Below are 12741 nucleotides of genomic sequence, written 5' to 3' on the forward strand. Positions count from 1 at the left end.
CTGGGTCTACCGAGGCGCGAGCGCCCGCTCGACGGCCGTGAGCTCGTCGTCCGTCAGCGCGGGCGCGGACAGCGAGGCGACGCTGTTCTCGAGCTGGCGGACGCTGCTCGCGCCGACGAGCGCGGACGTGACGCGCTCGTCGCGCAGCACCCAGGCGAGCGCGAGCTGCGCGAGCGACTGCCCGCGGCCCTGCGCGACCTCGTTCAGCGCGCGGGCCGTCGCGAGGTAGTCCTCGTCCAGGTTGTCCTCCGAGAGGAACGGCGAGTCCGGTCGTGCGGCGCGCGACCCCTCGGGGGCGGACCCGGAGAGGTAGCGGTCGGTGAGCAGGCCCTGCTGGAGCGGGGAGAAGACGATCGTCCCGACCCCGAGGTCGCCGACGACGTCGAGCAGCGACTCGCTCTGGACGCCGTCGTAGGGGTCCTCGTGGGTGGCGTCCTCGACGTGGCGGTTGAGCATCGAGTAGCTGGGCTGGTGGATGAGCAGCGGCGTGCCGAGGTCCGCGAGGATGCGCGCCGCCTCGCGCGTGCGGGACGGCGAGTAGTTCGAGACGCCGACGTACAGCGCCTTGCCCTGCTGGACGGCGTCGTGCAGCGCGCGCATGCTCTCCTCGAGCGGCGTGCTGGGGTCGGGACGGTGGTGGTAGAAGACGTCGACGTAGTCGAGGTTCATCCGCCGCAGCGACTGCTCCAGCGAGGACAGCAGGTACTTGCGCGAGCCGCCGTCGCCGTAGGGGCCGGGCCACATGTCGTAGCCGGCCTTGGAGGAGATGACGAGCTCGTCGCGGTACGCCCCGAGGTCCTGGGCGAGGTGGCGACCGAAGTTCTCCTCGGCCGAGCCGTACGGAGGGCCGTAGTTGTTCGCGAGGTCGAAGTGCGTGACGCCGAGGTCGAACGCGCGGCGCAGGACGGCGCGCTGGGTCTCGAACGGGTTCACGTCACCGAAGTTGTGCCAGAGGCCGAGCGAGATCGCAGGCAGGTCGAGACCGCTGCGACCCGTGCGGCGGTAGGTCATGGTGTCGTACCGGTCGTCGGCAGCGACGTAGCGCGGGGTGAGAGGCATGACCCCATTCTGCCGGTTGGTCGCTACGCCGACTCGCGCACCACGAGGGTCGGCTCGAAGATCATCGACGCGACGCGCGGCTCCCCGGCCTCGACCTGGTCGAGGAGCATCCGCGCCATCTCCGCGGCCATCTGCTCGACCGGCTGACGCACGGTCGTCAGGGTCGGCCGCGAGAGCGTCGCAGCGGGGCTGTCGTCGAAGCCGACGACGGCGACGTCGTCGGGCACGCGCCGACCGGCCTCGCGCAGCGCGTGGACCGCACCCTGCGCCATGACGTCGTTGGAGACGAACACGCCGTCGAGACCCGGCACCGCGCGGAGGAGCTCCGCCATCGCACTCTCACCGCTCTCGACGGTGAAGTTCCCCTCGACGCTCGGCACGTACGCGTGCCCGCGCCGTGCGAGCGCGTCCCGGAAGCCCTCGAGGCGGTCGTGGGCCGCGCGGACCGCCAGCGGACCCGAGATCGCGCCGACGGTCCGGCACCCGCGGTCGAGCAGGTGGTCGGCCGCGAGCCGACCGCCGTCGGCGTTCGCGGCGTCGACGTAGCTCACGGGCATCGGGTGCGGCGGCCGTGCGAAGAGGACGGTCGGGCGCCCTGTCGCGAGCAGGAGCTCCGGCAGCGGGTCGTCCGCGTGGGTCGACACGAGCAGCGCGCCGTCGGCGTTGCCGAAGCGCAGGTAGGAGACCACCTGCCGCCGTGCCTCGTCGCTGTCGGCGAGCATGAGGACCGGGTGCACGTCGTGCGGTCTCAGCGACCGGACGACGGAGCCGACGACCCGACCGAAGAACGGGTCCGCGAGGACGTGCGGGAGGTACAGCGCGTCGTCGGCGTCAGGCTCTGCGCCCGAGACCACGACGGCGACCGTCCCGGTGCGTCGCGTGACGAGCGACCGCGCCGCGCGGTTCGGGACGTAGCCCGTCGCGGCGACCGCCTCCAGCACGACCTCCTGGACCGCGGGCGCGACCTTGCGCTTGCCGTTGACGACGCGCGAGACCGTCGCGCGCGAGACGCCCGCCGCCCTCGCCACGTCCTCCAGGGTCGGCGCCGAGCGCCGGAGGTCCTCGCTCACGGCTCGACGATAGCAGGGTAAGAGCGCTTTCCCACGGCCCCGGACGAGAGGAACCGACGCGCCCTACCGACGAATACTTACTGACTAGTTCGTCAGAGTTAGCGTCCTTTTTAGACCGGTATCAGCCGATATTGCGCCCCAATTCGATCACCGGTGCGCTTGACACACGTCCGGAGCGGGTGAAAACTCGGGGCTCGGGTAAGAGCGCTCTCCCACGCTTCACCCCCCAGCCGCGGCGCCGCGGCCGCGGGCACGGCTCGACGACGAACTGTGCCCCGGGTCGACGTAGACCCGGGGCGGACGGAGAGGTAGACCAACACGATGCGCACCACATCCCCCACCGCCCCCGAGCGGCGACCCACCCCACGCGGGAGGGTCCGCGCGGTCCGCGCGGGTCTCGCCGCGTTCACCACCACCGCGCTCGCGGGCGCCGCGCTCGTCGTGCCGGCGGCCTCCGCCAGCGCGGAGCCCGTCCTGCTGTCCCAGGGGAAGCCCGCGACCGCCTCTTCCGTCCAGGACGACTGGGCCGGGTACGGCGCGGCGTACGCCGTCGACGGCGACCTCGGTACCCGCTGGGCGAGCAAAGCGGCTGACCCGCAGTGGATCCAGGTCGACCTCCAGCAGGACGCGAGCGTCGACCGCGTCGAGCTCGTCTGGGAGGGCGCCTACTCGAAGGCCTACGAGGTGCAGGTCTCGGACGACGCCTCCACGTGGGACACGCTCTACTCGACCGCGGCCGGCGACGGCGGGACCGACGTGCTCGACGTCGACGGCGAGGGCCGCTACGTCCGCGTGCACTCGACCGCGCGCCCGGGCGGGTACGGGCACTCCCTCTGGGAGCTCCGCGTCTTCGGCGAGCCCGGCGGCTCGGGCCCGACCGACCCGACGGATCCGCCCGACCCCGCGGACCCGACGGACCCCTTCCCGGACTACGTGCACCCGGGTCACCCGACCGTCCCCGTCAAGGACTCGGGCCCGAGCGTCGTGGAGGTCGTCGGCGGAAACGGTGACTGGGACCTCCAGGTGGACGGGCAGCCGTACACCGTGCGCGGGTTCACATGGGGCGGGACCAGCGAGGACGAGTACGACCCGCGCATGCAGGGGCTCGCGGACATCAACGGCAACACGACCCGCACGTGGGGCACCGGCGCCGACTCGCGCGCGATCTTCGACGCGGCCGCGGAGCACGACGTCCGCGTGATCGCCGGCTTCTGGCTCATGCCGGGCGGCGGCCCGGGGTCGGGCGGCTGCATCGACTACCGCACCGACACGGCGTACAAGAACGACACCAAGGCCGACATCCTGCGCTGGGTCGAGGAGTACAAGAACCACCCGGCCGTGCTCATGTGGAACATCGGCAACGAGGCGATCCTCGGGCTGCAGAACTGCTACTCGGGCACCGAGCTCGAGGAGATCCGCAACGCCTACGCGTCGTACGTGAACGAGGTGAGCGTCGCGATCCACGCGATCGACCCCCACCACCCGACGTCGAACACCGACGCGTGGACCGGCGCGTGGCCGTACATCCGCGACAACGCGCCCGACCTCGACCTCCTCTCGATCAACGCCTACGGCGACGTGTGCAGCATCGCGGAGGCGTGGGAGGCCGGGAACTACGGCAAGCCGTACGTCCTCACCGAGGGCGGCGCCGCCGGCGAGTGGGAGGTCCCGGACGACGAGAACGGCGTCCCCGACGAGCCCACCGACATCGAGAAGAGCCGCGCGCTGCCCGACTCGTGGAAGTGCCTCATGGAGCACGAGGGCAAGGCCCTCGGCGCGACGTTCTTCCACTACGGGGTCGAAGGTGACTTCGGCGGTGTCTGGTTCAACGTCACCCCCGGCAACAACAAGCGCCTCGGCTACCACGCGATCGCCAAGACCTGGGGCGTCGACCTCACCGGAGTCAACACCGCCCCGCGCATCACGGGCATGACCATCCCCGGCTCGACGTCGGTGACGGCCGGCTCGACCGTGGAGCTCGAGCTCGACGTCACCGACCCGGACGGCGACCCGATCAGCCACGTCGCCTTCTTCAACAGCGCGTACATCGACGGGTCCTGGGGCCTCGCGTGGACCGAGCTGACGCAGACCGGCGACGGCACGTTCACCGTGCAGGCGCCGCAGCGGCTCGGCGTGTGGAAGGTGTACGTCTGGGCCGAGGACGGCCAGGGCAACGTGGGTGTCGAGACGCGGTCGATGCGCGTCGTGCCGCCGGCCGTCGACGGGACGAACGTCGCCCAGGGCAAGCCGGCCGAGGCCTCGAGCTTCGACCCCTGGAACGGCAACTTCACGGCCGGCCAGGCGACCGACGGCGACTTCGGCACGCGCTGGTCGAGCAACTGGAACGACGACGAGTGGCTGACGGTCGACCTCGGCTCCGTCCAGTCCTTCCAGCACGTCCAGCTCGTCTGGGAGTCGGCGTTCGGCAAGGGCTACGAGATCCAGACCTCGAACGACGGGCAGTCCTGGACGACGGTCAGCACGGTGACCGACGGTGACGGCGGGGTCGACAGCCTCGAGGTGAGCGGCAGTGGTCGCTACGTGCGGCTCGCGCTGAACGAGCGCGGCACCGAGTGGGGCTACTCCCTCTTCGAGCTCGGCGTCTACCAGCGCTGACACAGACGTCCGGGTGGGGGCGGCGGCAACCGCCCCCACCCGGCACGGCGCCCGGTGGCCAGACGCCGGGCGTGCTCATCCACCATCCGCGCAGCGTCGCGCGCCCCGCCGGAGAGGCTCCGCAGCGTGCGACGACCTCGAAGGAGGAAGCATGCACGGCACGACCAGCACGACCGACATCCCGTGGGCGGGACCACCGCCCGCACCACGCCACCGGACACCACGCGCCGGCAGCCGACCGGGCGCCGGACGACGCTCGCGCGTCCTCACGGGCGTCCTCGCCGCCGGACTCGTGGCATCGTCGATGGTAGCGGCGAACGGGGCCGCCGCGGCCCCGGACACCCTGCTCTCCCAGGGCGCGCTCACCGCGGCGTCGAGCTCGGAGTCCGGCGGCCTCGGCCCCCGGTACGCCGTCGACGGCGACCGTTCGACCCGGTGGGCGAGCCAGCCGACCGACGACCAGTGGATCCGGGTCGACCTCGGCGAGGTGCACGACCTGGACCGCGTGGTCCTCGACTGGGAGGCCGCCCACGGCAAGGCCTTCACCCTCCAGGTCTCGCCGGACGGGCAGACGTGGAGCACCGTCGCGACGGTGACCGACGGCCCGGGCGGCGTCCAGTCGTTCGACGTCGACGCGTCCGGCCGCTACGTCCAGCTCGTCGGGACGCAGCGCGGGACGCAGTACGGCTACTCGCTGCTCGAGCTGCAGGTGTTCGGCGAGGGGACCCCCGTCGACCCCGAGGAACCGCCCCAGTGGGACGACGAGGTGACGCACCACGAGTTCCAGGCGAACTGCTCGTTCTCGCACTTCCTGCCGGACGACCCGATCGTCTTCCCGGGCCAGCCCGGGAAGTCGCACCTGCACACGTTCGTGGGCAACCGCGTGACGGACGCCTTCACGACGCCCGAGGACCTGTTCGAAAACACCGACTCGACGTGCACGGTCCCGCAGGACCACTCGTCCTACTGGTTCCCGGCGCTCGAGAAGAACGGCGTGCCGATCGAGCCCGACATCCCCATGACGATCTACTACAAGTCCGGGATCGACGACTACACGAAGGTCCAGCCCTTCCCGCCCGGCCTGCGGTTCGTCGCGGGCGACATGATGGCGACGTACGACTCGTTCCGTACTGCGCCCGGCGCGGTCGAGGGCTGGGAGTGCGGGGAGATCTCGAAGAGCTGGGACATCCCGGCGCACTGCCCCGAGGGCTCGCAGCTCAACATCCGCTACCAGGCGCCGAGCTGCTGGGACGGCATGCACCTGTCCCCCGATGCCGCGTCCCACATGGGCCACGGCACCCACATGGCGTACCCGGTGGACGGGCAGTGCCCGATGACCCACCCGATCGCCGTCCCGATGATCGAGTTCAAGATCGCGTGGCCCGTGAGCGGTGACATGTCGGACGTCGAGCTCGTGAGCGGGTCCGACCAGTCGTGGCACTACGACTTCATCAACGGCTGGGAGCCCGAGGTGCTCGAGCGCCTCGTCGAGCACTGCATCAACGGTGGCCTCCAGTGCAACCCGCGCGGGTACGACCTCTACAAGCCGCACCGCGGCACGGTCCTCGACGAGAACTACCAGCTCGTCGGCTGAACCCGTCCTGACCCACCCCAGAAGGGTGCGGCGTCGCCTGTCCCCACCCCGGCGGCGCCGCACCGTGGGCACGCGTGTGCCCGCAGCGGTCTTGGTCGATCGTCCGAGGCCGCCCCGAACGACCCGAAGAAGGCAGGATGATGAATCTCCGAACACCGTCCAGGGTGCACCTGGCGTCACTCGCCGCCGCGGTCACCGCGGCGTGCGTCGCGGCCCCGCTGGTGGCGGCCGCAGCGCCCGTCGCCACCGCCGCGGACCCCGTCAACCTCTCGCAGGGCAAGCCCGCGACCGCCTCGAGCGTCCAGGGCGACTACGACGCGACGCGCGCCGTCGACGGCGACCTCAACACCCGCTGGAGCAGCGAGTTCGCCGAGGGCCAGTGGCTCCAGGTCGATCTCGGCCAGGTCTCGACGCTCACCTCCGTGGAGCTGCGCTGGGAAGGCGCGTACGGCAAGGGCTTCCGCGTCGAGGCGTCCGACGACGGCACGACGTGGCGCACGCTGCGCACCGTGACCGACGGGACCGGCGGGCAGCAGACGCTTCCCGTCTCCGGAACCGGTCGCTACGTGCGCGTGCTCGGCACCGAGCGCGGCACCGGCTACGGCTACTCGCTGTGGGAGATGCAGGTCTTCGGCACGCCCGGGACCGACGGCGGTCCGGGAGACCCCGGCGAGCCGGGCGAGGACTGCACGACGAACGCCGCACTCGGGAAGGCGGCGACGGCGTCGTCGGCCGAGGGTGCGTACGCGGCGGGGCTCGCCGTGGACGGCAAGGGCGACACCCGCTGGAGCAGCGGGTTCTCCGACGCCCAGTGGCTCCAGGTCGACCTCGGCTCGATCCAGCCGGTCTGCGGCCTGGAGATCGACTGGGAGGGCGCGTACGGCAAGGGCTTCCGCGTCGAGACCTCCGACGACGGCGACCTCTGGCGCACCCTGCGCACGGTCACCGACGGGACGGGCGGGAAGCAGGTGCTCGACGTCACGGGCTCCGGGCGCTACGTCCGGCTCGTCGGGACCGAGCGCGGGACGGGCTACGGCTACTCGATCTGGGAGCTGCGCGTGCTGACCTCCGACGACTCCACCGACCCGGGGCCGGGCGGCCCGATCGAGGGCGGCGGCGACCTCGGGCCGAACGTCCACGTGTTCGGACCCGACACGCCGGTGGACCAGATCCAGGCCACCGTCGACGCGGCGTACGCGGACCAGGAAGAGAGCCAGTTCGGCCTGCGCCGTGACCAGTTCCTGTTCGAGCCCGGGACGTACCCCGTGCACGTCAACGTCGGCTTCAACACCTCGGTCAACGGCCTCGGCCAGAACCCGGACGACGTGAACATCACGGGCGGCATCTGGGCCGACGCCGAGTGGTTCGAGGGCAACGCGACCCAGAACTTCTGGCGCTCCATCGAGAACCTCTCCGTCACCCCGACCGGCGGCGACATGCGCTGGGCCGTCTCGCAGGCCGCGCCCATGCGTCGCATCCACGTCAAGGGCAACCTCATGCTGCACTCGTCGCGCTACGGGTGGGCGTCGGGCGGCTTCACGGCCGACTCGGTCGTCGACGGTCAGGTCCGCGGCTACACGCAGCAGCAGTGGTACACGCGCGACTCGACGCTCACCGGCGGCTGGGACGGGACGCTGTGGAACATGGTGTTCTCCGGCACCGAGAACGCCCCGCCGACGACGTTCCCCGAGCCCGCAGTCACGACGCTCGACACCACCGGCACCATCCGGGAGAAGCCGTACCTCTACCTCGACGGCGACGACTACGCCGTCTTCGTCCCGTCGCTGCGGGAGGGCACGCGCGGCGCGACGTGGAAGAACGGCTCGACGCCGGGCAGCTCGATCCCGCTCGACGAGTTCTACGTCGCCCAGCCGGGCGACACCGCCGAGCACATCAACGCGGCCCTCGACCAGGGGCTCAACCTCCTGCTCACGCCAGGCGTCTACCGCCTCGACGAGACCATCGAGGTGAACCGAGCGGACACGGTCGTCCTCGGCCTCGGCTACGCCACCATCGTGCCCACCGCCGGGCAGACCGCGATGCAGGTCGCCGACGTCGACGGCGTCAGGATCGCCAGCGTCCTGTTCGACGCGGGTGCGGACGAGTCCCCGAGCATGCTCACCGTCGGCACCGAGGGATCGAGCGCCGACCACTCCGGCGACCCGATCTCGATCCACGACGTGTTCGTGCGCGTCGGCGGCGCCCACGCCGGTCGCGTCGACAGCGCGATCGTCGTCAACGCGGACGACACGATCATCGACCACATCTGGTCCTGGCGCGGCGACCACGGCGAGGGCATCGGCTGGGACGTCAACACCGCCGACTACGGGCTGATCGTCAACGGCGACGACGTCGACGGCTACGGCCTCTTCGTCGAGCACTACCAGAAGTACAACACCCTGTGGAACGGCGAGCGCGGGCGCACGATCTTCTACCAGAACGAGCTCCCGTACGACCCGCCGAACCAGGAGGCCTGGAACCACGACGGTATCCGCGGGTGGGCCGCGTACAAGGTCGCGGACCACGTGACCCAGCACGAGGCCTGGGGGCTCGGCTCCTACTGCGTCTTCACCTCGGACGCCTCGATCGTCTCCGACAACGCGTTCGAGGTCCCCGTCACCCCCGGCGTGAAGATGCACTCGCTGCTCGCGGTCTCGCTCGGCGGCGTCGGCACGTACGAGCACGTCATCAACGGCGTCGGCCCGAGCGCGAGCGGCGTCGAGACGATCCCCGCGAAGGTCGTCAGCTACCCGTAAGGGAAGCCGCACAGCTTGTCGGCCGCCCGGTGTCGTACCCGGGCGGCCGGCAGCACCACGTTCCGCTCCTCCGGTCGCCTCCGGCCCGACACCTCCACGGAGGGCGGGGTGGTCTTCCATCCGCCGCTCGTTCCTCGCGGCTCCCGCCAGACCCACCACGACCCACCCCGCCCTCCGCTCCGGCGTCGGTCCTCATCCTGGCCGTCACCTCCGGTAGTGGCCCGAGACATGGACCGTAGGGCGTCGGGAGGTCACGGCCGTCACCTTCGACCCGGTGCAGGGGGCCGGGTCGACGGCGGCACGTCGACCGACCAACACGATCGACGACAGACGAGATGCGAGTCGTTGCCCTTCCGGAAGCGGAAGGACGGGCAACGACTCGCATCTCGTCGTTCGTGCGGCGGTGCTCCCGGGCGGCGGACCGCTCGAGGCGAGCGGGTTACGAGGCCGGGCGGAGTGGGGGGCGGGTCGTGGCGAGACGGCCTACCAGGCCGGGGGCGGAGCGAGGGGTGGGGCGGGTCGTGGTGGGTCTGGCGGGAGCCGCGAGGAACGAGCGGCGGATGGTAGACCCGCCCCGCCCCTCGCTCCGCCCCCGGCCGGACCCGCGCCGTTGCCCCTCCCCCCGGCCGACCCGACCACGAACCACCAACAGCAGACCCGCTCAGCGCGACGGCGTCTCCACGACCTGGCCCGCCCAGGCGAACCCGCCGCCGAAGCCGAAGAGCAGGGCGGGGACGCCGACGGGGATCTTGTCGGCGTGCCACCACTTGGAGAGCCCGAGCGGGATGGACGCGGCGGAGGTGTTGCCGGACTCGACGATGTCGGTGACGACGATCTTCGAGTCGAGGCCGAGCGACTTGGCCAGCGGCTCGATGATGCGCAGGTTCGCCTGGTGGGCGACGAGCACCTCGATGTCGTCGAGCGAGATGCCGGAGCGCTCGACGACGGTCCGTGCGCGCTCGGCGGCGCGCGTGATGGCCCACTTGAAGACGGCGCGCCCGTCCTGGGCGAACTTGTCCTCGGGCGACTCGATGAGCACGGCGGGCGTGAGGTCCGGCTCGGAGCCCCAGGTCACGGGCCCGACGCCGGGCTGGTCGCTCGCGCGCAGGACGGCGGCGCCCGCGCCGTCTGCGGTGAGGATGCACGTGCTGCGGTCGGTCCAGTCGGTGAACGCGGTGAGCTTCTCGGCGCCGATCACGACGGCGGTGCGCGCGGACCCCGCGCGGATCGCCTGGTCGGCGAGCGCGACGGAGTGCGCGAAGCCCGAGCACGCGACGTTGACGTCGAGCACCGCGGGTCCGACGACGCCGCGCAGGTCGAGCTCGGACGCCTCCTCGGGCGTGGACTGCCCGGGCATGACGCCCGTGCGCAGGTGGTAGGCGACGCGACCGGCGGTGTTCGGCGAGCGGTCGGTCGCGGTCGCCGTCGCGACGATCACGAGGTCGACGTCGCCCGCGTCGACGCCCGCGTCGGCGAGCGCATGGTGCGCGGCGGCGGTGGCCATGTCCGCGACCGTCGTGTCGTCGTCGGCGACGTGGCGCGTGACGATGCCGGTGCGCGAACGGATCCACTCGTCATTCGTCTCGACGAGCCGCGCGATGTCGTCGTTCGTCAGGGTCTTCTCGGGCTGGAAGTGACCGAGGCCGACGATGCGCGACCCGGCTGCGCCGGTGGCGGGGGTGAGCATGGGTCCGATCATGTCACGCGCCCCGCGACGCTTCACCGTGCATCACCTCCCACATCCCACCACCGGCGAACGTGTGTGGAGGTGACTTGGCCACGGAAATGAGGATCGCATCGAAGTGGTCTTGCACCTGCTGAGCCCTCTCACCTGCGGGGATCGAGGTGGCGGAACGTGCCCTGCCGCCCGCCTCAGCAAACGCCTCACCGTCGAGCCGGGCCTCTCCGCGTATGGCGCTGCTTGATTCCGATGTTGTAGGACCGAAGGACGTTGAGCGCGCAAGCCGAGGAAGAGGCCCCGACGCGATGCCGGGTGGGCTCCGGGTCGTCGAGACGGCGCCCGGGGCGAGCCAGGAGCGGCTGCGCGACGACACGGCCGCACCGCTGCGACAGCCCGGTGGGGGCGGTACGGTCTGATCGTCTCACCCCCTGCCCGAGGAGCCGTCGTGTCCCGACCCCCGCTGCGGTCCCGTCTCGTCGACCTGCTGCGCCGACCGAACCCCGCCGTGATGGCGACCGTCCGGTCCGACGGCGCGCCCGTCACCGCGGCGACGTGGTACGTCTGGGAGGACGACGGGCGCGTGCTCGTCAACCTCGACGAGTCCCGCGTCCGGCTCAAGCACCTGCAGGGCGACCCCCGCGTCTCGCTCACCGTGCTCGACGAGAACTGGTACACGCACGTGACGCTCATCGGCCGCGTCGTCGAGCTGACCGCCGACGAGGGTCTCGCGGACATCGACCGCATCTCGCAGCACTACACGGGCCACGCCTACCCGAACCGCACCGACCCGCGGGTCAGCGCGTTCATCGAGGTCGAGCGCTGGTACGGCTGGGGCGAGGCGAAGGACGCTCAGGCGTCGTAGCGGAACGCGTCCCAGGCGCCGAGCAGGTACTGGACGCCGAGCGCGCGGTCGTAGAGGCCGTAGCCCGGCCGGGGCTTGTTCGTCGTGTTCTCGTCCCACAGGTGGCGGCCGTGGTCGGGGCGCACGTAGCCCTGGTAGTCCGCCTCGGCGTACGCCCTCATGATCCCGGTCGTGTCGACGCTGCCCTCGTCAGCGCGGTGCGCGACCTCGGTGAAGTCGCCGCCGCCGAGGTGCTTGATGTTGCGCACGTGGGTGAAGTGGATGCGGTCCATGAACGTGCGCACGGCGTCGACGGCGTCGGCCTCCGGGTTCGCCGAGAAGCTCCCCAGGCAGAGCGTCAGCCCGTGGTACGGGCTGTCGTGGAGGGACAGCACCCGCGCGAGATCGTCCTTGCTCGACACGACGCGCGGCCACCCGAAGACGTCGAACGGCGGGTCGTCGGGGTGCACGCCGAGCCTGACGTCGGCCTCCTCGCACACCGGGACCACGGCGTCGAGGAAGTACCGGTAGCTCCGGTACATGTCCTCGTGCGTGACGCCCTCGTACGCGGCGTTCAGCTCGCCGAAGCTCGCGAGCCGCTCCGGCTCCCAGCCCGGCAGCGTGAGCCCGTGCGTGGTGGCCTCCATCTCGGCGATGAGGCTCTGCGGGGACATCTCGTCCACGACGGCCTGCTCGTAGAACAGTGCGGTCGAGCCGTCGGGCAGCGGGTGCCACAGGTCGGTGCGCAGCCAGTCGAAGACCGGCATGAAGTTGTAGCAGACGACCTTCACGCCGGCGCGGCCGAGGCGCCGGATCGTGGTCGTGTAGTTCTCGATCGCCTCGTCGCGGCTCAGCCCGAGCACGGTCTTCCCGAGCTTGATCGACTCGTGCACGTTGACGGACTCGACCACCTCGGCGTCGAACGTCCGCGTGATGCCGCGTGCGCGCGCTTCGTCCGACAGGCCGGTGATCCGCGCGACCTCCGCGTCGATCTCCGCCTGCTCCCACACCTCGCCCGCCTGCTTGCCGTGCAGGCTCCACACGATCGTCTCGACGCCCGGGATCTGGCGCACGTGGTCGAGCGTGACCGTGTCGTTGCCCTCGCCGTACCAGCGGAACCCCAT

General features: G+C 71.4%; 8 protein-coding genes. 4 read left to right on the forward strand and 4 right to left on the reverse strand.

All coding sequences use genetic code 11. The features are described from left to right. Positions 1-6 precede the first annotated feature (6 nt). Both AC4H2H_RS08665 and AC4H2H_RS08670 read right to left on the reverse strand, forming a co-directional pair. Positions 7-1059, reverse strand: a complete 1053-nt coding sequence (locus AC4H2H_RS08665; protein ID WP_494370399.1) for an aldo/keto reductase — start codon at positions 1057-1059, stop codon at positions 7-9. A gap of 23 nt (positions 1060-1082) precedes the next feature. After that, entirely contained in the window at positions 1083-2129 is a 1047-nt protein-coding gene (locus AC4H2H_RS08670; protein ID WP_494370400.1) for a LacI family DNA-binding transcriptional regulator, read from the reverse strand. A 321-nt stretch (positions 2130-2450) separates the two neighbouring features. Between AC4H2H_RS08670 and AC4H2H_RS08675 the strand changes: the two genes are divergently transcribed. From AC4H2H_RS08675 to AC4H2H_RS08685, 3 genes are all read left to right on the forward strand, one after another. Further along, a complete protein-coding gene (locus tag AC4H2H_RS08675) occupies positions 2451-4745 on the forward strand; it encodes a discoidin domain-containing protein (protein WP_494370401.1) in 2295 nt (764 codons plus the stop codon). 151 nt (positions 4746-4896) lie between these two features. Beyond that, positions 4897-6339, forward strand: coding sequence for a DUF1996 domain-containing protein (locus AC4H2H_RS08680; RefSeq protein WP_494370402.1), 1443 nt, complete (start codon positions 4897-4899; stop codon positions 6337-6339). Between the two features lie 164 nt (positions 6340-6503). Further along, a complete protein-coding gene (locus tag AC4H2H_RS08685; RefSeq protein WP_494370403.1) occupies positions 6504-9095 on the forward strand; it encodes a pectate lyase-like domain-containing protein in 2592 nt (863 codons plus the stop codon). 661 nt (positions 9096-9756) lie between these two features. Here the strand turns inward: AC4H2H_RS08685 and AC4H2H_RS08690 are convergent. Beyond that, positions 9757-10782, reverse strand: coding sequence for a 3-oxoacyl-[acyl-carrier-protein] synthase III C-terminal domain-containing protein (locus AC4H2H_RS08690; protein ID WP_494370404.1), 1026 nt, complete (start codon positions 10780-10782; stop codon positions 9757-9759). 439 nt (positions 10783-11221) lie between these two features. Here AC4H2H_RS08690 and AC4H2H_RS08695 point away from each other — a divergent pair, with 439 nt between their 5' ends. Next, entirely contained in the window at positions 11222-11638 is a 417-nt protein-coding gene (locus AC4H2H_RS08695) for a PPOX class F420-dependent oxidoreductase (RefSeq protein ID WP_494370405.1), read from the forward strand. Here AC4H2H_RS08695 and uxuA read toward each other — a convergent pair. Further along, entirely contained in the window at positions 11626-12741 is a 1116-nt protein-coding gene (gene uxuA / locus AC4H2H_RS08700; protein ID WP_494370467.1) for a mannonate dehydratase, read from the reverse strand. The two genes, AC4H2H_RS08695 and uxuA, sit on opposite strands and share 13 nt — an antisense overlap.

It is taken from the genome of Cellulosimicrobium sp. BMG9.22 (genome assembly GCF_059159975.1).